This is a genomic window from Psychrobacter sp. GP33 (assembly GCF_014119005.1).
GTDB lineage: Bacteria > Pseudomonadota > Gammaproteobacteria > Pseudomonadales > Moraxellaceae > Psychrobacter.
Genome location: NZ_JACGYX010000006.1, coordinates 65,328 through 88,359 on the forward strand (window position 1 = coordinate 65,328; position 23,032 = coordinate 88,359).

At 42.8% G+C, this 23,032-nt stretch carries 21 protein-coding genes and 1 tRNA gene; 10 read left to right on the top strand and 12 right to left on the bottom strand.

Going from position 1 to position 23,032, the window contains the following annotated elements:
• The first annotated feature begins 10 nt into the window (after positions 1-10).
• Positions 11-985 (top strand): putative RNA methyltransferase, encoded by a 975-nt coding sequence (locus tag H2245_RS09570; protein WP_182407175.1) that lies wholly within the window; start codon positions 11-13, stop codon positions 983-985.
• Here the strand turns inward: H2245_RS09570 and cls are convergent.
• Positions 982-2,430 (bottom strand): cardiolipin synthase, encoded by a 1,449-nt coding sequence (cls, locus tag H2245_RS09575; protein ID WP_182407176.1) that lies wholly within the window; start codon positions 2,428-2,430, stop codon positions 982-984. The two genes, H2245_RS09570 and cls, sit on opposite strands and share 4 nt — an antisense overlap.
• A 107-nt stretch (positions 2,431-2,537) precedes the next feature.
• Entirely contained in the window at positions 2,538-3,749 is a 1,212-nt protein-coding gene (locus H2245_RS09580; RefSeq protein WP_182407177.1) for a CynX/NimT family MFS transporter, read from the bottom strand.
• 613 nt (positions 3,750-4,362) lie between these two features.
• On the opposite strand from H2245_RS09580, the gene H2245_RS09585 reads away from it, so the two are divergent.
• Together H2245_RS09585 and H2245_RS09590 are read left to right on the top strand one after the other, a co-directional pair.
• Positions 4,363-4,788, top strand: a complete 426-nt coding sequence (locus H2245_RS09585) for a hypothetical protein (protein WP_182407178.1) — start codon at positions 4,363-4,365, stop codon at positions 4,786-4,788.
• A gap of 281 nt (positions 4,789-5,069) precedes the next feature.
• Complete coding sequence (locus H2245_RS09590) at positions 5,070-6,125, top strand: BMP family protein (protein WP_182407179.1); 1,056 nt, start codon at positions 5,070-5,072, stop codon at positions 6,123-6,125.
• Between the two features lie 234 nt (positions 6,126-6,359).
• On the opposite strand, the gene H2245_RS09595 is transcribed toward H2245_RS09590, so the two are convergent.
• Positions 6,360-6,450 (bottom strand) — tRNA-Ser (locus tag H2245_RS09595).
• Positions 6,451-6,666: 216 nt separating this feature from the next.
• On the opposite strand from H2245_RS09595, the gene H2245_RS09600 reads away from it, so the two are divergent.
• The 3 genes from H2245_RS09600 (at position 6,667) to H2245_RS09610 (ending at position 8,550) form a co-directional block, all read left to right on the top strand.
• Complete coding sequence (locus H2245_RS09600; RefSeq protein WP_259365162.1) at positions 6,667-7,608, top strand: DNA/RNA non-specific endonuclease; 942 nt, start codon at positions 6,667-6,669, stop codon at positions 7,606-7,608.
• A gap of 114 nt (positions 7,609-7,722) precedes the next feature.
• Positions 7,723-7,986 (top strand): hypothetical protein, encoded by a 264-nt coding sequence (locus H2245_RS09605; RefSeq protein ID WP_182407180.1) that lies wholly within the window; start codon positions 7,723-7,725, stop codon positions 7,984-7,986.
• 180 nt (positions 7,987-8,166) lie between these two features.
• Positions 8,167-8,550, top strand: a complete 384-nt coding sequence (locus H2245_RS09610) for a DUF2147 domain-containing protein (RefSeq protein WP_182407181.1) — start codon at positions 8,167-8,169, stop codon at positions 8,548-8,550.
• A gap of 164 nt (positions 8,551-8,714) precedes the next feature.
• Here the strand turns inward: H2245_RS09610 and H2245_RS09615 are convergent, their stop codons facing one another.
• From H2245_RS09615 to H2245_RS09625, 3 genes are all read right to left on the bottom strand, one after another.
• Positions 8,715-9,053, bottom strand: a complete 339-nt coding sequence (locus H2245_RS09615; RefSeq protein WP_182407182.1) for a P-II family nitrogen regulator — start codon at positions 9,051-9,053, stop codon at positions 8,715-8,717.
• Positions 9,054-9,428: 375 nt separating this feature from the next.
• The gene (locus H2245_RS09620; protein WP_182407183.1) at positions 9,429-10,283 is read right to left on the bottom strand and encodes a universal stress protein; all 855 of its coding nucleotides are present in this window, start codon (positions 10,281-10,283) and stop codon (positions 9,429-9,431) included.
• 61 nt (positions 10,284-10,344) lie between these two features.
• Positions 10,345-11,844, bottom strand: coding sequence for a SulP family inorganic anion transporter (locus H2245_RS09625; protein WP_182407184.1), 1,500 nt, complete (start codon positions 11,842-11,844; stop codon positions 10,345-10,347).
• Positions 11,845-12,172: 328 nt separating this feature from the next.
• Here H2245_RS09625 and murD point away from each other — a divergent pair, with 328 nt between their 5' ends.
• Positions 12,173-13,636: a UDP-N-acetylmuramoyl-L-alanine--D-glutamate ligase gene (gene murD / locus H2245_RS09630; protein ID WP_182407185.1), complete on the top strand. Its 1,464-nt coding sequence runs from the start codon at positions 12,173-12,175 to the stop codon at positions 13,634-13,636.
• 431 nt (positions 13,637-14,067) lie between these two features.
• Positions 14,068-15,264 carry a putative lipid II flippase FtsW gene (gene ftsW, locus H2245_RS09635; RefSeq protein WP_182407186.1) on the top strand — a complete coding sequence of 399 codons (1,197 nt, stop codon included), beginning with the start codon at positions 14,068-14,070 and terminating at the stop codon, positions 15,262-15,264.
• A gap of 65 nt (positions 15,265-15,329) precedes the next feature.
• Here ftsW and gluQRS read toward each other — a convergent pair whose 3' ends face one another.
• The 6 genes from gluQRS to H2245_RS09665 form a co-directional block, all read right to left on the bottom strand.
• Complete coding sequence (gluQRS, locus tag H2245_RS09640) at positions 15,330-16,283, bottom strand: tRNA glutamyl-Q(34) synthetase GluQRS (protein WP_404944674.1); 954 nt, start codon at positions 16,281-16,283, stop codon at positions 15,330-15,332.
• Positions 16,284-16,479: 196 nt separating this feature from the next.
• Complete coding sequence (gene dksA, locus H2245_RS09645) at positions 16,480-16,917, bottom strand: RNA polymerase-binding protein DksA (protein ID WP_182407187.1); 438 nt, start codon at positions 16,915-16,917, stop codon at positions 16,480-16,482.
• Between the two features lie 335 nt (positions 16,918-17,252).
• On the bottom strand, positions 17,253-18,092 hold the full coding sequence (locus tag H2245_RS09650; protein WP_182407188.1) for a metallophosphoesterase: 840 nt from the start codon (positions 18,090-18,092) through the stop codon (positions 17,253-17,255).
• Between the two features lie 270 nt (positions 18,093-18,362).
• Entirely contained in the window at positions 18,363-19,169 is an 807-nt protein-coding gene (locus H2245_RS09655; RefSeq protein ID WP_182407189.1) for a metal ABC transporter permease, read from the bottom strand.
• A 69-nt stretch (positions 19,170-19,238) separates the two neighbouring features.
• The gene (locus tag H2245_RS09660) at positions 19,239-20,069 is read right to left on the bottom strand and encodes a metal ABC transporter ATP-binding protein (RefSeq protein WP_182407190.1); all 831 of its coding nucleotides are present in this window, start codon (positions 20,067-20,069) and stop codon (positions 19,239-19,241) included.
• A gap of 103 nt (positions 20,070-20,172) precedes the next feature.
• Positions 20,173-20,811, bottom strand: coding sequence for a transcriptional repressor (locus H2245_RS09665; protein WP_182407191.1), 639 nt, complete (start codon positions 20,809-20,811; stop codon positions 20,173-20,175).
• A 108-nt stretch (positions 20,812-20,919) separates the two neighbouring features.
• Here H2245_RS09665 and H2245_RS09670 point away from each other — a divergent pair, with 108 nt between their 5' ends.
• Positions 20,920-21,834 (top strand): metal ABC transporter substrate-binding protein, encoded by a 915-nt coding sequence (locus H2245_RS09670; RefSeq protein ID WP_182407192.1) that lies wholly within the window; start codon positions 20,920-20,922, stop codon positions 21,832-21,834.
• Between the two features lie 232 nt (positions 21,835-22,066).
• Positions 22,067-22,465 (top strand): ATP synthase subunit I, encoded by a 399-nt coding sequence (locus tag H2245_RS09675; protein ID WP_182407193.1) that lies wholly within the window; start codon positions 22,067-22,069, stop codon positions 22,463-22,465.
• Positions 22,466-23,032 lie beyond the last annotated feature (567 nt).

A 23,032-nucleotide genomic window follows, 5' to 3' on the forward strand; every position in this document is an offset into this window, starting at 1 on the left:
TGATTTCGAGATGCTCGTGACCCTATTTATTTGCCCTATTTGTCAATCGCCCCTCCAGCCTGCCACTGACACTTGGCGCTGTGATGGCAGCTTGCACCCAAAACATACCCCGCATCCTTTTGATGTGGCGCGCCAAGGTTATGTTAATCTTTTACCTGTACAACAAAAAAAGTCTAAAGCCCCGGGCGACAGCCAGCAGTCTATTATTGCCCGCCAGCGCTTTTTAACTGCCGGCTATTATCAACCGTTAAAAGACCTAATTTGTGAGCAAATGGCGCAGTTATTGGGGCAAAATAAAACTGGCACTGATAATGAGAGGGCAGAAATAAACTGGCTAGATATCGGCTGCGGTGAAGGTTATTACACCCAAGCCATGGCGCAGCAAGGAATTATCGACAACTTAATAGCCGCCGATATCAGTAAACCGGCATTGGTAGAGCTTGCAAAATCTAGTAAGATAAAGGATAGGTTGTGGTATCAACAAGGCGCTAATCAAAAAAATACTAATAAAAAAACCTCTATTTATCCACTAGTGACTAGTGCCGCACATTTGCCATTAAGTGCTGGCAGTATGCACGGAATTAGCAGTATTTTTAGCCCAATTTTGCCAGAAATATTCGCTGATATGCTCACAGAAGAAGGCTATTTAATCATTGCTAAACCCGATATCGGTCATCTGATGAGTTTGCGTGAGGCGTTGTTTGATAGCGTACGAGAGCATGATTCTGATAAATTTTTACCAACCTTAGCACCGCATTTTAGGCTAGTAGCCACGCATCAAGTGATAAATGCGCTAAGCTTACCGGCTGACGCCTTAGCCGATTTATTGACCATGACGCCTTATGCCTATCGTGCCCGCTTAGAGAATCGCCAAGCGCTGTTAGACAGTGCAGCAACAGCGCCTTTTGCTACTGAAGCTAAGTTTGTGGTCTATATTTTACAAAAACGTACCGCGAGTACGCTAGATGCTGATGTCCAGACTTAGAGAACTGGTCCTATGGTTGCCACAATATTATTCCATATACGATAAAATAATGGCCATTGTTCGACTTGTTCGCGCTTAACTTCGACGGAGTCTGCAATATATTGATATTGGCGCGCCATAATATCAGCGGTTAATGCCTTATTGCTCATGACCACGTTATTTTCATAGTTCAAATCAAAGCTGCGTAAGTCTAAGTTGGTTGAGCCAATCAAGCTGATTTCACCATCAATGGTCAAGGTTTTGGCGTGTAATAAGCCCGGTTTATACTCGTAAATTTTGACTCCAGCTTCTAACAATTCCCAGTAATAGCTGCGACTGGTGGCAGCGACTACGAATGAGTCGTTATTTTTGGGGAAAATCATCGTCACATCGACACCACGATAGGCAGTAGCACATAGGATACTAACTAGCGAATAATCAGGTACAAAATAGGGCGTTGAAATCATCAAGGTATGCTGAGCCTGACTGATCAGCGCGCCCAAAAATTGTGGAGAAGCGCCGCGCTGCTGGATTGGACCATCGGCAAATACCTGCGCGGCAAAGCCATTTTCTTTTGGCTGAGTGTCATAAGAAAAACTGCTAAGTGGCGTGTCGGGATTTTCCATTAACCAATCACTGGCAAATAGCATCTGATTTTGGGCGACCACTGGACCTTCCACACGCAGCATAATATCTACCCAAGGTGCATACTTTGGCTTTGGGCTAAATTCAGGATCCGCGCAATTGCGACTACCGCTATAGCCAATTTTACCGTCAATGACCGTGATTTTGCGGTGATTGCGCAAATCGATACGACTAAACAATAACACTTTAATGAAATTACTAATCGGTAGCGCCACACTGACTTGCACGCCCGCAGATTTCATCTCCTTCCATAGCTTTGAGTTCACCATCTTGCGTGAACCCATACCATCAACCATGGCGCGACAAGTAACGCCGCGTTTTGCTGCCCGAATCAGCGCTTGTGCGGTATCTGTGCCCATGCCATCAAGCAGCCAAATGTAATACAGCACATGAATATGATCGGTTGCTGCATCGAAATCAGCAATCATACGCGTGCGGGTTTCATCGGCATCTGCCATCAGCTCAGCACGGTTACCAAGCGTCGTATGATAACCTGTGACATTGGCACCATAGGCAAATGCAGCATGATACTCATGCTTGACCCCTATACGTAGTGACGCATCACTGCCCAACACGGCAGGTGCTTGCTGATGTAGGCGTTCAATAATGGCACGATTCTTACGCTCAAAATCACGACCCAAATGAATTTCTCCGAATAGCCAATACACCACCACTCCGGCATAGGGCAGTAAGAATAATACCACGAGCCAAACCAATCGAGCAGGCGAGGTCAAATCATGACGAGATAATACCCGCAGCGAGATGACTATTAATAAAAGAAAATGGATGATAAAAACAATATTAACGATATTTATCGTCATAAGCGTTACCTGTTATTATTATTTATAGGATTAATCTTATGGATGCATGTCGGTGCTTTTTAGGGCACACGCGTTAGAGTAAATGAACCACTAGAATTTTAAATGAATTAAATATCAGGCATATTCATCACTTGAGTATAGTGCGCAGGATTAAATTTTATAGTAACCACGAGCATACCAATAAGCGTCATGAGTAACATCAGCCATACTGCTTGAAAACTGCCTGTCCATTCGCGCAGTACGCCTGCGATATAAGGAATAATGGCGGTAATAATAAAGCCAATCCCTTGTACAAATGCGGTCAGCGCGCCAGCAAGGCTTGGCTCAGATAGATGATCAAGCGCCACCGTCAATGTTAAAGAAAAACACGCACCAAGACCACAGCCAATCATCGCCACCCATAAGATAAGAAGCGCCTTCGGCATAAGCAACAGTCCAATAAACCCGAGTACCTGAATACCCACTGCAAAAAACAACCAAGGACGACGATCTAAGCGTTTTGCCGACAGTACGGGCGCGCCCAGTGCGCCAACCACCTGCAAGATGGTCATAATGCCAATCAGCTCGCCACTATCCTGCGCGCTCCAGCCTAGGCCACGAGCGTAGCTTGGTAACCAAGCAATCATACAGGCGTAACCGGCATTTGCCAGACCAAAATAGCTGGCGAGCAGCCATGCACGCCGCTTGCCAAAAAAATTAATTTTTATAGAATGGATTGAGTTATTCATCTCCTCGCTGGCTTTTAACCACCATAGGACAAGGGCAATGACCGGAAAAATCAGCCATACACCTAAACCTGCTTGCCAATGACCATAATGCTCAGCTACTAACGGACTGACCATAGCAGCCAAGCCGCCACCCGTCATCAACGCCGCTGAATAAATACCCATTGCCAGAGGTACGCGCTTAGGATACCAGCGTTTTACCACGCCCGGAGCCATCGCTTGCACCACCGCAATTCCAATACCACCAAGCAAGGTACTGGCAATTAACGCCCAGCCTGTGGTCAATCCCAACCGCCACACGCCCGCTGCTGCAATGGCAAACAAGCCTGCTACAATCCATGCGCTTTCACTTAACCGCCTACCAATCCAAGGTAACAATAAAGGAAATATTCCCATACATAACATCGGCAAGACTACCAGTAATGACGCTGTTTGCAAGCTTATACCAGTGCTCAAGCGAATTTCCGCCAATAAAGGACCGGTAGATGTTAGCGTCGGGCGTAGCGTCAATGCTAGAGCAGCAATTACTACCATCGGCCAATATAACGTTAGAATTGACGGACGGGTTTGAGAAGCCAAGTACTTATTACTCATAAAAAATGCTCAGTATTCATAAATAATAAACTGATCCTTAGCAGTAAAAAGGGGATTAAAACCTTCGTGCATTGCTATAAAAATTTGTGCCAGTCTACTCTTTTTACAATGATTTGTAAGCGTCAAGATGTGCAGCAAACGTAACGGCTTAAGTGTTAATAAAACGCCCTTAACAAAAGTAAAAACGCCCTTTTATAAAAGCTAAGATAGGTCACAAAAGACATAGGACAACTGCGACTATAATAAAACATATTTTGCACAAGGAAATTCATACATCCGTGCTACAGTAAAAGACGCATCCCTTATTTTAAAAAACCAGCAGCATAAAATAGTTAAAATAAAATAGTCAAAAAATTGGCGCAGTCTTAACAGGATTATGTTAATGCTATTAGTAAATACAGCTTAATTTATTTACTCATGAAAGGGATGGTATACTTGTTACAGTTATGGAATACTAATAAAACTCACGTAACGGCAAACTACAGTTTGTAGTATGTTCTTAATATCGTGAAGTTAACATCATGACATTATCGTCATGTACTTAGGATTATTAAGAATAGGCCACCCACTAAGCTTGAATGATACAAGCTTTTATTTGAAAGGATGCTCAATAATGTTTAAGACTAAAACGCCACAACAAGAAACATTTATTAATATCGTACACAGCCCACGTTTAAAACCCCTCAAGCGTCAGCCTGCAGTCAAATGCACGGTAGCTCGCGGACCGATTGATAAAGCCTATTTGGCAGAATTAGCAGGCTCGGATGAATATATCTCAATAGCTTTTTGCTATAAAAACTATAACGATGAAGCCAAGCCCCGCTTGAGTGAAAATGAAAGCTGTGCAGTGATTAGTGTCGCTAAGGCCAAAGAGCTGTTGCACACAGAAGTATTAGCAGAAGAAGCGTTGACGTCAGTCAGTATTATCTTATTTAGTGCGGTATCACAAACCTTTGGGGGTTTCTTAACCGATGGCGAAACCAACAAGCGCTATGTCTTATCAAAAGGCACAGAATACGCCGGTCTGACTTCACTTTAAGATAATCTTTATAAACTCATCATTTTTAACATATGTGAGTGAGAGATACTTGTTTAAGTTTAATAGTATTGAGTTTTTATAAATTAGATAAATAAAAAAAGCCACTTTTAGAGTGGCTTTTTTTATTGCTTTAAAGTTTTCATAAATAATGATGATTTTATCGGTTATTCTTAAATCTTACATTCTTTAACACTGTTATTCATGGTCATCTTCAAGTTTTAGTGTAAATTATTTATAGTTATAAGCTGTAGATTCAACTCACCATTATCAAGGATGATAAGATGTATAAAATTGGAAGCGCTTTATTGATGACCGCAGGTTTAGCTTTGACACCACTTACACAAGCCATAGCAGCAGAACGTCCCAGTATCTCTGTTCTCATTCCGGGGAAGCATAATGATAACGGCTTTATGGAAGCCGCCTATCGTGGCTATGAAAAGATTAAGACAGAGTTGGATGTCGATGCGACATACGTCTCCAATATATCCGCGACTTCAGATCAAAAGCTACTAACGGATGCCATGCGAGAATTGGCTCAAAAAAGCCCCGATATGATTATTGCTCATGGTGGTCAATGCAACGGTCCTGCAGAAATTGTTAGTAAAGAGTTTCCTAATATTAAATTTGTCGTTATCCAAGGTCAGGTACAAGGCGATAATCTTTCCAGTTATGTCGTACGTCAAGAAGATTCTGCATGGCTGGCAGGGGCGCTGGCTGGACTCACCACTAAATCTAACATCGTTGGTCATATCTCTGGTGCTTGGCCAAAGCCCGGTTTGATGGGTCGTGCTGCTTTCTACGATGGACTCAAATATGTTAATCCTAAAGCTACCTTTCTAACTTGGTTCACAGGTGATCTAGATAATAAAGATATCAACGCAGAAGCGGCTTCAGCAGAGATATATAAAGGTGCTGATGTCATTTACACCATGCTCAATGCCGGGCGTCAAGGTGTGATTGAAGAGATTAAAACTCATGACGGCAAGGTACGTCACATCGGGAATGTATCGGATTGGACCAAGGTAGATGATACATTTGTTGGCTCGGCAGTGGCTGACGCTAGTGTGGCTATTCTTACTGCTGCTCAAGACTTAACCACGGGTAAATGGCGTCCTAATCAAATTCATGAGATTGGACTGAGTGAGCAGGATGTGGTGAGACTGGCGGTCGCTAATGACGTATCACCAGAAGTAAAAAATAAATTAGATACCTTTGCTAAAAAAATCGTTAATGGTGAGATTAAGATTTCTACCACCTATAACGGCAAAGAGTTTAATCCAGCAACCGGAAATTTTGTAGAGCAATCATTTAAAGAAACTCTAAAAAAATACCAATAATGCTTTTAATAGCAAAAATACTGTAAAGGCTAGGGACAAGATAGCCTTTACAGCATAGACGTGAATCATTGCTGTTTACGGTATTTATTTGGTCGAGAATGATATTTTAGTGGTATGAAATTTTTGACAGCCGTAATTAGCAAGTAGAGACTAAAAGTCTTACTATTATAGGCATTCATTATTGTTTAAAGTGAAGTAAAAAAAAGATAGGATAACAGAGTTCATATATAAGATTGGCGGTGAAGGAGGGATTCGAACCCTCGATACGCTATTAACGTATACACACTTTCCAGGCGTGCGGTTTCAGCCACTCACCCACTTCACCGTTTGATAACTGCTTACCATCAATGTGTTGCACGTCATTAAAATGGCGCGATATTGACAGACATCGGTTATTTTAGACGGCCTATTATAGCCGATAGTAGCGGCAATGTCACGACTTGCGCTTGCCAATCAAGAAAAATATGCTATATAGGTGCGTCTTTCATTATCTATCTGCGCCTGCTACGATAGCGTATTGCCAAAGAGAGTGAACTGTTAGATGAGAAGTGATGTTATTGTTAACGATCAAAAAAAGCATATTGCCCCGCAGCCGTCTTCACTAATGCAGATTAGCCGTGTCAGTCTAACTGTGATAACGCTGCTTGTTGGGCTATGTATCAGTATTTTTCCGGCACAGGCGGAGGATTTATCGCAGTGCGGCGAGAATTTTTATGGCGGTGTTTATCCAGAATTTACCAATAGTAAATTAAGTAAAGATACTCAAGCGTTATGTTTTAATGGCTTTGCGGTGATGTATTCTGATGTCTCGCGTACACCATTATGGTCAGCCGAGCATTTAACTCGTAAACGATTGCAGCAAGCCAAACAGATTGATCGTGAAGACAGTTTTCACGAAGAGAGCCGATTACCGCTGTCTGCGCGTGCCAAATTAGCGGATTATTCAGGCTCTGGCTTTGACCGTGGACATCTAGCGCCGAATGGTGATATGGCAAACCGCAATCAGCAGTATGATAGTTTCAGCCTTGCCAATATTGCCCCGCAGTCACCACGTAACAATCGCTATATTTGGCGTAATATTGAATCAGTAACTCGCTATTTAACTCAGCAATATGGCGACACTTATACCATCACCGGCGTTGCCTTTACCAATAAAAAGCTACAACGGCTCAAAGGGCGAGTACTGGTACCAAGCCACTTTTTTAAAGCCGTTTATATTCCTGCGATCAATAGTGCTGGCGTGTACTATGCACCCAATGATGAGTCTGAGCGAATAGAAGTTATCAGCATTGATGAGCTGACAGCGCGTACTGGGATTGATGTCTTGCCGGTACTCGATCGCCAAGTAAAAGCGCAGTCCATGATGTTGCCACTCAAGGCAGGTGAGAAGATAGATGCTCCCGATGTGCCAACAGAAAAACCAAGCTGGCAACTTTTTGTTGTCGCCATAATTGATTGGTTAATGGCGCAACTAAAAGCTTAATAACCAATTGTAAACTATTTATACGATAGCTTATTCTTTAAATAAATCTATTATTTAGATAAAAAAGCATTTATATAAGTAGCCTACTGCGCTTTTGAGAAATAGGGGAAACATATGATTGAACCTTTTGCAAATAATCATCAAAGCATGCAAATTGGTGATTTAGTTATCGAAAATCAAACCGATAAAGTGGTTATTTACGGTGACATTGATTTACAGCTAAATACTATCGGCTATGAGCAAGCTCAGCAATTACACGCGCTCAGTGGTAGAATTTTGCAAGCTTTTACTGAACATCCTGACTATAGTAAAAATGATGCGCTGTCAAAAGATAATAGTGACGCCACAGATGAGACTATAGACAATCCCTTTCTGTAACTATTTGATATAGTTTTTCTTTTATAGAAACATTTGTCTATAAAAATATACTGAGCAAAATTTGGAATTTGCTTATAATGAATGGAACGACAGCCCAATATTGCTGCTATTTAATAGCAGAGTAGCTTTTATAATCTCACATTGCGTTCTACAATCTCATCTTACGAAAGGAGTCGATATATGAAGTTATTTACTAAAACTGTATTAACAGTTGCTGGTATCAGTATGGCAACTATGGCCTTTGCCGCAGATCCATTAGCCAATACCAGCTGGCAAACCTTTGAAGACGGTAAGCCAAAAGGGGTGGTTAAAATCACTGAATCTAATGGCGTATTGACCGGTAAGCTTGTTGAAGCCAATACTGCCAAAGGCAAACAGTATGTCGGTATGACCGTCATTGCTGGTCTAAAAGCTGATGGAAATGGCAAATATAGCGGTGGCACGATTACTGACCCAGCAAAAAATAAAACCTATCGTATGACTGCTACGGTCAAAGGCGATACTATGGATTTAAAGGGTCACTTAGGTCCATTTACCCGTACGCAAACGTGGAAAAAGAAATAAGGGAATAAATGCAGCACCCTTATTTAATGTATGGTTTTTCAGTGTTAGTACTATAAATAGTTAGTAAAAAACCCCGCATACCGATTGGTATGCGGGGTTTTTAATGAGCGTTTCTTAATTCTGTAGCGTACATTTATCAAGCTGTTAAGAAGCTGGTTGTCCGCTTAAATCGCGTCAGAGCCGGTTTCACCAGTACGTATACGAATTACCTGTTCTAAGTTGGTCACAAAAATTTTACCATCACCAATTTTGCCAGTACTGGCAATACGCGTAATGGCTTCTATTGCCGGGTCTACCATCTCATCAATAACTGCTACTTCTACTTTGACCTTCGGTAAAAAATCCACCACGTATTCCGCACCACGATAAAGCTCAGTATGTCCTTTTTGACGACCAAACCCTTTTACTTCGGTGACGGTAACGCCTTTGACACCGATATCAGACAATGCTTCGCGAACGTCATCGAGTTTAAAAGGTTTTAAAATCGCAGTAATGAGCTTCATACAGAATTTCCTTATAAGGGTAATGGGGCTGTCTGGTGCAGACCTTCGCATGCGTCTTATGATTCCTGCGCTTACAGACAAATTGCTTATTTTTATTACCCCATATCAGCCTAATAAAGAGCAATGAATGTACAAGCTTGTCTATACGGTAGCAAAAATCAGGATTTTATTATAGCTAACTTTTGCCCTACTTGGGATGACTATCCTGTGATGATTTACTAAAAAGCGACGGTCAATTCAATAACACCAGCGGTCGGTATCAGCAAATCGAGGGACGAGCGTACGCTTGTTTTTTATTTAACAGCCAATCGACAATGCATGACCTTATTTGTATGACCCAGTTTAAGAAGCGACCATGTTATAAGTATTATTTCATTATTCTTTAGGAAATAATAGATAAGGGATTTTGGTGGTGCCAAGCAGTTTTTTGGTGTCACTGCCTTGTAGCAGTTCGCGCAGGCGTGATTGCCCAAAAGCACCAGTCATTAACAGCCCAATCTGATGCTCTTCTAGATAAGAGCTTAAAGATGCGCTGACATCGCGACTTTCTATTAATGTCTTTTTGCATTGAATCCCGGCTTGCTTTAATCGGGCATAGGCTTCGCGTAAGGCATCGCAGTTTGTGGCATTTTCTTTGCCAATCATAACGATATGAATGGTTAATGCACGTACTAAGGGTGTTTTACACAGCCATTTCAGCATTTTATGAGAGGTTGGGCGATTATCAAAGGCAAATAAAGCAGTGGTCGGCGCTAAAAAATGCACGTGGGTGACAAGCACCGGACATTGGCTTAAACGCACCAGCTCACTCAAAGTCAGCTTGCAGGTGAGATGATGACCGATGACCACCAGTTGCGATTTTTCATCGACATAATCTAAGCTCTCAACCAGTGGCTCGTGCCGATGTAAGGTATAGACTGGTCGTTTATAATGCTGTTGTCCGCAGTAAGCAGTAGCTTGATGCAGCAAGAGTTTACCTTGTGCTTTTAATTCTGAATTGCTTAAATGCTCTTTAGTGGTAAATTCTTCCAGCAAGGCGCTTTCATCATCAATATTTAAGCAGCCTGAATAATTAATCGCGGCTTTTTGTTGTAGACTTGGCACAGAGTAGAGCAAGCCAATGGGCGCTTGCAAACGTACCGCTGCCCACATGCTGGCATCTAGTACCGCTTGCACATGGTCTGGGCAGTCTAAACAGGCAATCACACTATCAGGTTTCAAATTACTCATAACACAACCACATCATTTTAGTCATAATCAATCGTCGCAAGACATGAGCTAGTGAAACGAATTAATCGAGCAATCCAATATCACGGCGGTCGTGAATAGAGAAGCGATCAATTAGCGTACGGCTGGCGTTATTTAGTCCAACCACTTTGACATCAATACCTTCGCGCTGCAAGCGCATGACCAGTTTGTCGAGTGTATCAACGGCACTGACGTCCCAAAAGTGCGCTTGACTAACGTCAATATGAACGTTGTCTAGCGCTTCTCGGGTATCAAAACTCTGTAAAAATTGTGTTGTAGAGGCGAAGAAAACTTGCCCTTGAACATAGTAATAGCGGGTATTATTATCGTCATCGTACTCACTAAATACGGTTAAAAATTGCCTGATTTTATTAGCAAAGAATAACGCTGAGAGTAGGACACCAACGCCGACACCATATGCCAAATTATGCGTAAAGACGGTGGTCAATACGGTCGATAACATAACGATATTAAAAGACATGGGATGGGTTTTAAACTCGCGAATAGACTGCCAGTTAAAAGTACCAATCGACACCATAATCATCACGGCAACCAGCGCCGCCATTGGAATTTGGCTGACCCATTCACTTAAAAATACCACCATAAGGAGTAGCACTACACCGGCAATTAAAGTCGATAAGCGCGTACGTCCGCCAGATTTGACGTTAATCATCGACTGACCAATCATCGCACAACCTGCCATCCCACCAAAAAAGCTCGTCACCACGTTAGCAATACCTTGTCCACGACATTCGCGATTTTTATTACTTGGGGTATCAGTCAGCTCATCGACAATAGTAGCGGTCATCATGGACTCTAACAGTCCAACAATCGCTAGCGTAATAGAATAAGGCGCGATAATCACTAGCGTATTCAAATTCAGCGGAATGTCCGGTAATAAAAACATCGGTAGCGAGTCTGGCAGCTCGCCCATACTACCCACATTGCGGATGTCTAAATTCATATACATGGCCACAATCGTCAGACCCACAATACATACCAGCGGTGAGGGCAGTACGCGCCCGATTTTGGGTATCAATGGAAATAAGTAAATAATAGCAAGTCCTGCTGCGGTCATGATATAAACCGTCGTGCCGACCCGTTCCGTCATCGGGTTCAGCTCAGGGAGTTGGGCGGCAAATATCAAAATTGCGAGCGCATTAACAAAGCCAATCACCACGGAGCGCGACACAAAACGCATCAAGTTACCCAGCTTTAAGATGCCCATGACAATTTGGATGACGCCACATAATAATGTGGCTGCCAATAGATATTGTAGACCATGGTCAGCGACCAAAGTCACCATCACCAATGCCATCGCACCGGTTGCCGCTGAAATCATCCCCGGACGTCCACCAACAAAACTAATCACTACCGCAATACAAAACGAAGCGTATAACCCCACTTTAGGATCAACGCCGGCGATAATAGAAAAAGCAATGGCTTCTGGAATCAGTGCCAATGCGACCACGATACCCGACAGGATATCGCCTCGCACGTTAGAAAACCATTCGTCACGTACGCTATCAAAGAAAGAGGTCATAAATAAACTGTATACCATTAAGGTAAAATAGAAGTAAAAACAGGTAAGAATAGATAGCGGTCATAATGTTAGACTAAAACGTTAAAACATAATGCCAAGTACAGTGCTAGCCGCTGGCTATGAAAACATGCGCATAATAGCACATAGAGATAAAAAAGCAGTATCGAAACCTGAACGATACCGTTATCATGCTAAACCCATTATCCCATAATACTGGGTATGATATATGTTTTAGTCTGCCACTTATTGTTATGACAGGCTTGTCTTATATTAGCCTTATCCGCTTAGCCAATTCACTCTTATACATTGCTTTGAAAAAGGAAACCCCATGACCCCTCTTGTTGCAACAGAATCTGCCACTCATCATATTATCGATTCACAGCATCAGCGTGGTTTACAAGTAGTGGTTGGATTGGGTCAGTCGGGGCTGTCTGTGGTGCATTATTTGGCTGAGAAAGGCTATGAGGTTGCTGTAACCGATAATCAGAATACGCCAGCACTGGCAGAGCAGCTACCAGAGTCAGTGACTATCTGTCAGTTTGGTGCGATTGACAGTGAGTTGTTGCAGCAAGCCGCGCGTATTATTATCAGCCCGGGTATTTCACTGGCTACCCCAGCTATCGCCTTAGCTCTTGAAGCGAACATTCCAGTCGTCAGTGATATCCAGCTGTTTTGTGACGCGTGCACTGTTCCTATAATTGCCATTACCGGTTCTAATGCCAAAAGTACCGTCACCACTTTAGTAGGAAAAATGGCGGCTGATGCTGGGGTTAATGTCGGTGTTGGTGGCAATATTGGTATTCCTGCCCTCAACTTACTTGCTAATGCTGATATGCAGCTGGCGGTACTTGAGTTGTCCAGTTTCCAACTTGAAACTGTGACCAATCTTGGCGCGCAAGTAGCAACGGTACTTAATATGTCACCTGATCATCTTGATCGCCATGGTGATATGTCGCGCTATCAGCAAGCCAAGCATCGCGTATTTCAAGGAGCAAAATCAGTGGTCATTAATCGTGATGATACACTGACGCATCCAGAAGCGGCGGTGCAATTACCATGCGTTAGTACCGGCATTGATGCTCCTGATGTTGGTCAATACGGGTTGATTGTTGATACAGACGGACAAACTTATATTGCTCGTGGTACCGAACGCCTGTTATCAGCAGATCAACTGCCCATCAAAGGTCGCCATAATATGCTCAATGCCCAGTCAGCCTTAGCACTTGGCGAGCTAGCCGGACTGTCTTTATCGTCGATGCTCAGTACTTTGCAGCAATTTACTGGATTGGATCACCGTTGCCAATATGTCCGAACTATTGCCGGAGTCGATTATTTTAACGACTCTAAAGGCACTAATATCGGCTCGACCATGGCGGCTATTGAGGGTCTGGGGGCGGTCTATGCGCCTAAAGGTGGCAAGCTGCTATTAATCTTAGGTGGTCAAGGGAAAGGGCAGGAGTTTGGCGAGCTAGCTCCTTTTATCAATCGTTATGTTAGCCACGTGCTGTGTATCGGTGCCGATGGTGAAAAGATTGAGCAGCATTTACGCGCCGCAAAGCTAAGTGATGAGGTGGCGTTACAGCAATGTCAGTCGCTTGATAATGCGTTTGTTATTATCCAGCAGTTAACAGATAAACAGGCAAGTGATAAGAGTGATAAGTCAGACATACAGGTTGTGTTGTTATCACCTGCTTGTGCCAGCTTTGATCAATTTAGTGGCTACGAGGCGCGGGGGGAATATTTTAGCCAACTGGTTGTCCAATTAGATTTAGATGCTACAACGGCACGTTAAAACAGTGTCCAATTATCCTTAAAAAGTTAAAGTAAAGGACAATTACAATCGGCTAAACTTAATGGGTTCAGCCGATAAATCATTGTTTTACTGCATTATTACTGCTACTGTCGCATACTAAATATCTCTGACTACTGTGAGTTTGAAATTTGCTGCTAAAATACTTTTTTTAACCATGTTTCTTGTATAACGTATTTTTGATAAATCGTGTTTTTTAAAAGCGAGCGTATGACAAAAACAAAGTTAGTAAGGTTAAAAACAGTAAGATTAAAAATAGCGAAATCATTTTATTAATCCACTCAGTAGTTGTCCGCTTAAACAATTACGCTGTAGTTGAGTAACGGTCTAGGTTTTCTGAAGTAAACGGTGGCGTTCAATAAACGCCGTGTTTTTTGTTTGTTAGTGTATCTAAAATCAGTGTATCTAAAACTATGGCGCTCTCTTTTCTATCTCGTATTTCCCAATCGTTTCAGTCAACGTCCGGCTCAGACGATAGGCAGTTGTTGCCTTCGGCGCGCGCGACGTTATTGGCCAGTGTCGGTTGTATGTTGGTACTCAGCTTATTGATGGTGGCATCGGCTTCTATCCCTTTTGCCCTTAATCGCGGTATGACCGAGCTACACTTTTTCAATCGGCAGTTACTGTATATGGGTATTGGCTTGGTTTTTGCCATTATTCCCTATTATTTGGTGCCGCTTAAAATGCTATATCAGACGACGACACAATTCGTCTTATTAGGCATCACCGGTTTACTATTGGTTGCCGCGCTATTTGGGACGCCCATTAATGGCTCAAAGCGCTGGCTAAATTTAGGCTTTCTAAATTTTCAGGTGGCTGAACTGGCAAAGCTGGTAGTGATTATTTTTGTTGCCGACTTTGTAGTGCGTCGCTCGTTTGAGGTGCGTAACGGCTGGGATGGTTTTTTACGTATTTCTTTAGTCATTGGCTTATTGACAGTATTGCTGCTATTACAGCCGGATTTTGGCTCATTGGTGGTGATTGTTGGCACTGTATTTGCGATATTTTATATTGCTGGTGCGCCTTATAAGCAGTTTATTGCACTGGGCACGGTAGTCGGTGTGTTAGCGGTGATGGCGGTGGCTTTTGTACAATATCGTCTGACGCGGGCGCTATCATTTTTAGACCCCTTTGATGATATACAAGATACGGATTATCAGCTGGCACGAAGCCTAATTGCCTTTGGTCGTGGGCAGTTTACGGGAGTCGGTTATGGGGAAAGTGTGCAAAAGCTGTCACATTTACCCGAAGCGCATACCGACTTTCTATTAGCCATTACCGGTGAGGAGCTTGGCTTTGTTGGCGTTGCAACGATTTTGCTGTTAGAGACGCTGATTATTGGTAGTGCCATGCGCATCAGCTACAATGCGCTAAAACGTCGGCAAATGCGTATGAGCTATACTGCGTTTGGTATTGCTATTATTTTTATTGCGCAAACAGTGATCAATGCGGCAATGAATATGGGTGCAATGCCGACCAAAGGTTTGACCATGCCGTTCTTTAGTTATGGTGGTTCATCGATGTTAATCAGCTTGATTATGGTGGCGATTCTACTTAAAATTCATAAAGAAAGCCCTGAAATTGAAAAAAGCCAATGTCGTTATTATTAGTAACCAAACTGTTTATAAAAAAGCGTCGCATATAGCGGCGCTTTTTCTATGCTTAGTATTTATATCTAAAGCTGAGGACTGTTTAACGCTTGCTTACCTTGCAGCGGAGTGTTGTCCCATTGAGCAATGGCTTGCTGGAGCATACGCGCAGGCGTGTCCATATCTACGTTTGGCTGCTGTAATAGCTGTAATGCTAGCGCCAGCAGGGCACTTGGTTTGCGCGTATCAATGGGCTGAGCCAGGTTTTGTTTGGATAGTTTTTGTCCATTGGTATGGCATATTAGCGGCAAATGATACCAATGATCTATGCTGGGCAGCTTTGAGGCGTGCATAATGCTGATTTGCGCAGCGGTCAGCGGTAGAATATCAAGACCACGCATCACATGGCTAATATGCTGTAGTCCGTCGTCAATGCTTGCCGCTAAGATATAATTGATCATGCCATCTTGCCGGCGCACCACCATATCCCCTAAAGTTTGCTGCGGATTTTGCCACTGTAATCCCTGAATACTGTCAATAAACCCAATCAGATGATTGGGCAGTTGCAAGCGTAGCTTATGGGTATACAAATTCAGCTTAGCGTCCACACAACAGCGCGGATAACGTTGGTGTTCTGCTCGCTGCTTATAACTGTCTTGATTATCCTGCTGAGACCAATAGTGCGCAAGGCTTTTACGCGAGCATTGACAACCATAAGTAAGCGGGCGCAGCAATGAGGACAAATAATCATTATAGATGTCAATACGCTCCGACTGATAAATCACGTCGCCATCCCAATGCAAACCTAGCGCTTCCAAATCGATCATAATCTGTTCGCTAAATTGCTGAGCGCAGCGGTCAGTATCTGTATCCTCAATACGCAAGCGCCAAATACCGCCCAAAGATTTAATATGACAAAAACTTGCCAGTGCTGTGGTCAGTGAGCCCAAATGCAGCTCACCCGTTGGCGAAGGGGCAAAGCGCCCGATGGGTTGTCTTTTTACCAATGATATATCGGTAGGGGTATGAATAAGTGTCAAAATAGATAACTGTCGAAAGTAGAAGAATATAGATAGAATAAAGAAAGTGATTATAAAAAGATATCAATAAAATTCAGATATTTTGTGAGCCATATATTATTGCCATAAAAAAATAAGCGACCTGTTTAAAGGTCGCTTATTAAAAGAAAATAATCGTTAAGGATAATAAGGCGCTTATAGAGCCACTATAAACTTATTATGCCCCTTGATTTTGACGCTCTTTTATTTCAGATAATGTTTTGCAGTCGATACATTGAGTAGCTGTTGGACGTGCTTCTAGGCGACGCAAGCCAATCTCAACACCGCAAGTGTCGCAGAATCCATAATCATCTCCATCGATTTCTGCCATCGATTTGTCAATTTTACGAATCAGCTTACGTTCACGGTCGCGCGTACGCAAAGTCAATGCAAACTCTTCTTCTTGGGTTGCCCGGTCATTGATATCAGGCATGGCACTCGACTCATCTTGAATATAGGTCTTCGTGCGGTCTGCTTCGCCAACCAGCTGTTCTTTCCAATCCAATAAGATGGCTCGAAAATGCTCTAATTGCGCTTCAGACATATATTCTTCATCGTCAGCAGGCACATATGGGGTGAACTTAACATCACTTGGGTTGGTCGTCAGGGTGCTCATATCGGTCTCCTACTTTTACAATTTAATCCATCAAAACGGCACCTTTAATTAAGTGTTAAGTAAGGGTGAGCCGTCAAAAATTTTGCTAAAGGTATTCATGTTGGGATAAAAAAACGTGGTTTAACAAGCGGTCTAGAATTGTAGTTCTCTAAAAGTATTATCCTAGGTCGTCATTACACTTTACGCGAGACGCAACCAGAATAATAACTGTATAATTATTAGCAATTTATTAAGGTAAAAAAGGTATCAATACCCTTCATATTGCTAAGTTATTTATAGCGTAAATTCATAGCACTACAGTACCTTTGTAAGGTAAAGAGTCGGGCTACTGGCGGTCAAGTATCTAACCTTTTAACCCAGCTTGCAACCTGCCCATTGTTGGCTAATTGCAACCAACGGTAACCGGGACGCGCTGTCTCATCATAGGTAAACTCATCCTCATTGGGCTTGAATTGGTAGCAGGTAGAGGGAGTACTATAAACAGTGATGCCTTGATGGGTAGAGGCTTGTTCCTGATGAGTATGCCCGCTAATAATTACCTGCAACTGGCTATTATACTCAGCCATCTGCTGCCAAAATATACCCGCATTTTTGGTGATATAAGCATCTATCCATTTAGAATTCATAGGTAATAGATGATGATGGAGCGCAAGCAGTGCAGGCTTGTCGCAGGAACTCAGCTGATTACGCAGCCATGCCATATCGTCAAGCTTGATTTCACCGGCCACCTGACCCGGTATCGACGAATCTAAAAACAGCAACTGCCAATGGTCAGTCATTATCACATGGCGGCTGAGCAAACGGCTATCGGCAGGCTGAGCAATCAGGGCACGCTCTGAAAAAGGTAGATCTTTGCCCACCTCGTCGGTCACATCATGATTACCAGCAATACAAACAAAAGGAATATTGGTTGCCTGCAAAGTTGCAAAAATATAGTCATAAACAGCGGACTCTACTTCATCTACTAAGTCACCGGTCACTATGATTAAGTCACAGCGCACATCATCACTAAGTGCTTGCTGCAATACCGCCTCAAATCTTTGCAGGCAGACGTCATCTAATACGGCATTGGAATGAGTACTGATAGCTTGCTGCGTTAAGTGCAAATCTGTAATTTGTAGCACGTTCAGTGGCTGCTCTGCGGTGCTGAGTGTCTGAATAGGATAGGTTGGCATGGGCTGTCCCTTATCAAGGCGAAACAGTTCAAATCTAAACAGTCATCATTAATATCGAATATATCAAGCAAGCGCTGTTTTTTATGTCATTAAATGCTTACGCTACTAAATAATCAGCAGTGAGCGCACCATCTGAACGGTAATTAGGCGGTTTATAACACACATTTCGCAAAAGCCCTACTATTATTTATCAAATAAAGTTTAATAAATAATAAGTAAAAGTAGCGATAGCTTAAAGTCACTTAAGACGATATGAAGAGAAAATACAAATTAGTGATGAGAGGCTGTCCATATTTTTGAGGTGATTAAGGCGGCAAAAAATAAAATAGCAAGGACTAATACAATAGCCAGCCCTGTTTGAATATCTAAAGCAATACTGCCCCAAACGCCTAATGTCACGCCCAGTTGCGCGACGATTAACGCAAGGACAACCATCTGCTTTGGTGATGCAGAATATAAACGGGCAGTGAGCGCAGGCAATACCAATAGACCGCTAATAAGTAAGCTGCCAACCGCTTGCAAGGCAATAGCACAAAATCCTGCCAGCATGCCCATGAAAAATAACCGTTGGCGGGTGGGGTTGATACCTTGAATACGAGCAAGCGCCTCATGCGTGGCAAGCTTCACTTGTGCTGGCCAAATATAGCGTAATACTACCAAACCGACCAAAACGCTGCCACCTAATAGTGGCAAATCTGCCCAGTCAAGCTCAAGCAAATTACCAAACAAAAATCCCAACACATTTGCTTGCTGGTCAGTTAACTGCGTAAGGGTGAGTAAACCCAAACACAATAATGAGACGGCAACTACCGCAAGGACAGCATCGACAGGTAGGCGTTCATCATCAATAAATACCAAACCGACCACTACGATGACGCTGACGACAGCGATACCCATACCGATAGGCAGTTGCCACCACACAGCGAGCGCCACACCCAACAGCGTACCATGTGCCAAAGCATCAGCAAAAAATGCCATACGCCGCCACAGTACCAAACAACCAAGGGGCGCAGAAAGTAGCCCTAAAATACTGCCAGCAATCCAAGCAGGGGCAATGATGGCTAACCAAGCGCTCATAACAGGTATCGTCCGTTAAAATTTTTAATAAAAGAAAATAAAACTACAAGCAGCAATCACACTGGTTAATCACAGCTCACTTGGCGCATGATGCTCGCACGCATGAGGCTGATGCACATAAGGTTGCTCATAATGATGCCCAAACAGCTTTTGGAACTCTGAGGTAATCGCAAGTTCACTGGGTCGCCCTTCACAGCAAATATGCTTATTTAAACAAATCACCCGCCGACTCCCTTTCATAACCCAATGCAAATCATGAGACACCACCAGCATCGCACAGCGTAAAAAGTCTGGCAGCTCATCGATGAATTGATACAGCCACACTTCAGTATCTGGGTCTAAACCCTGCATGGGCTCATCTAAAATTAATAGATTGGGCTTATCCAGCAGTGCCCGTGCCAGTAACACGCGCTGGGTTTCGCCGCCCGATAGGTGGCGCATTTGCCGCGATAATAGATGGGTTAACGATAGGTTGTCAAAAATAAACTGCCGCTGACTGTCATTTAAACGGTCATTATCCGCTTGTCCCAATAAATCTGAAACCCGTAATGGCAAAATGGGCGGTATGGTAAAGCGCTGCGGCACATAGCCCAGTTGCAATGGTTGATGCGCAGTAATTGTCCCTGCTGTTGGTGTAATCAAGCCCAATATCAACTTAACCAGCGTTGACTTACCTGCACCATTGGGTCCGATTAAACTAACTGTTTCATTGACTGCAATATCGATATCAATATGCGACACCAAACGCTGCCTACCAATATCATAATTCACCTGATGTAAGCTAAGCAGCTTAGTCTGACTCTGTGCCTTATTCTTTGTCTGAGCCGAATTTTCTGACGGCTGTATCCTATCTGCAGTAGTGGCAGAAGACGGATTTGAAGAAGAGGTAAATGGATTCATAAGCTCACAGCACAAGGTTAAAAAAGGACGGAAACAGCCAAGCAAATAAATCACAGACTCATCACAAATAGCTAGTATAAAGCACGCCATGCTAAGGTAATGACTAAGTTTCTGTAATCGGAAGCGTTGTCTCTGTCGGTATATTCAGCGTAGACGGCACAGACACATGGCAATCTTGACAGTAGCCACTCAGCTCAATCACGCTGCGTGCTACCTTGAAACCAACATCTTGCTCAGCAAAGCTCATAATTTCTTGTACTGGCATACTACTGCATTCCTGCACGCGCTGACACTGCTCGCAAATTAAAAAAGCAGCGGTATGCGGTGCACGCGGGTGGCAACAAGGCACATAGGCATTGATAGAGGTCAGCTGATGAATCAGATTTTCTGACAATAAAAACTCTAGGCTGCGATAAACTGTTGGTGGCGCGACATTTTTTTGCGTTTCTTTTTTGCTGCTTTTAGTATCTGCTGCTTTGTTGTCAGCTGCCTTACTTTTACTTACTTTGTTAGCTTCTGATTCTGCTACGCGCATCTGTTGTAATTGGGTGATGAGGTCATACGCGCCAACGGGTTTATCCGCTTGTAAAATCAGCGCATATATTTGCTGACGTAACGGAGTAAAGCGTACTCCGTCAGCCCTACATTGCTCCTGAGCTGCCCTCAGCCGCGCTTCTACATCCGCAGTAGTGAACTGCTGCACATCATGTACATGATTACAAATGGATGCAGTAATAGACATGAGGCAAACTCCTAAAATAATGATGCACTTTTTATTTGTTATAGTATAACATAATGATAAAATCTTCACTTCGCTATTTTACGCTATTTCTCATAGGATAATGACCGCATGAATGCCCTGCATCGATACTTAGAAAACGCGCAACGTCGCCTGTTTACTTTTGACAAACGTATTAGCCAATGGCAAAAATGGCTAGTAACGCCTATTTTTCTATTAAGTTCGTTGTTTATGGTTAGCGCTCAAGCTGGAACCGTTAGCGTAAGCAATTATCCCTTATTTCTATTAAGCCAAGCAGTGACAGAAGGCTCACCTCCAGCCAAGCAATTATTGCAAGCAGGGGAGGTGGGGCACCACGGTAGCATTAGCCCGGGCGATATTAAAGCCATTCAAGACAGCACCTTTGTGGTTTGGTTTGGCGGCTCATTGGAGAATACGCTAGCCACTACCTTGAATAATGCGCCTAATGCCATCTCCTTATTCGCTTTTGATGCGTTTAACCGTCATCCGCTACGCAACGTAGCGGCTCAACCGCTGGCTGCTACGCTTGATCCGCATATCTGGCTGGATCCTGAAAATGCCAAAGCCATTACCCGTGCGCTTGCTGTTATTCACAGCCATGCCAATCCGCAGTACAAAAAGCTTTATCACACCAATGCGCAAAAATTTGCTCAAAATATGGACAGCGCTGTTGCCAAAATTCAGCCTAGTGTTGCCAAAAAACGTCCTTATTGGGCATATCATGACGCATACCAATATATGGAACCCGCACTGCAGCTTCAGTTTATCGGTAGCTTAAGTACAGATGAGCATCTTGCCCCAAAAGCCAGTCAATTGCGCTGGCTCAATGAACAACGACCACAAAAACAAATGTGTTTGGTCAGTCAAGGTAAGCCTTCAAAAGGGCTCATGGCTAAACTACAGCCAGTCAAGAGCACGATTCAAGTAGAAGACATGAGTCAGAGTAAAGATTTTGTGAGCGGTTGGCTGCATATGGCACAGCAAATAGTAAACTGCATTTCATAAAAACCGTTTACGAATAAGTGGGATGAATAGCAGCTTACAAGCATCTTATACCGACACCCAAATCTCTCGTAGCACTTGATTAGTAACAGATTTAACTTGCTTAACCTAAGTCTGCTCCTTATAATGAGTAGCGGTTAAAATAAGCAAAATGCTACCGTTTTAATAAAGAGCTATGCTGCATTAAGTCTGCTTTTGTGCTGTTATTCGTTTTCAGCTGATCATAGGATAGCGCATGACCCAGCCTGCAACACGCACGCAAAAACATCATATTGGTAGGGTAATTAAGCGTCAGTTATGGGTATTATTTATCCTCATTGCGCTGGCGATAGTCATTGACATGGTCTTACTACACACGCAGCTGCTGGTAGCCAAAAGCTTGTCCATCGGTGCGCTACTGAGTTTTGCCACCCAAGTGGTTTTTGCTAGTTTTATTTTTTGGCATAGCGGTTATCGCGCGCGTCAGCATATTGTCACGCAGTTGTACCGAGGTCAAATGGTCAAATGGCTATTAACCATCGTTGGTTTTGCGGCTATTTTTATTATGGTCAAGCCATTGTCTGCGCCTGCGCTGTTCTTTGGTTTCATTATTATGCAGATCAGTCACAGCCTATTGCTATGGAAACAGCATTAAAATTGATATGTAAAGGTAAGGCAGGTCATATAGCGCCAGTTTTATCCGTAACTTGCCTATCACATTGAACTGTCTTATTGAAAAATAAGTAAACTGTTCAACAGTTTATAAGCTGCCAATCACTCTTTATCTATGAATGACTCATAATTGTTTATAAATAGGGGAGGGTTGTAAAGATAAACAAAGTGATAGGTAAACTATATTTTACAATACAATTATAAGAGCAAAGCTATATTACTAAAGAGTATCAATAACTACTTTAGTTATACCAGTAATAAATAATAGATAATTGACTTTACATGAATACAATGCTGCATTAAGATACACAGTTAATTATTTTGCTTAAACACGTTGTTTTGAGCATTAATCTTGCTACAAGGATTGAGCAAGCACGAACATGATAACTCATGTGCAGATACCAAGGGCTGGTAATTACTACTATTAAGCCCTTTTTTGATAGCTATATTTTATAAAAAGCTAATGAAATCAGGTACTTGCATCGGTTCTATAGGTTGGGTGTTGTTGATGAAAGGACAGTTTTAGCAGCACAATTTGTGTGCATGATAG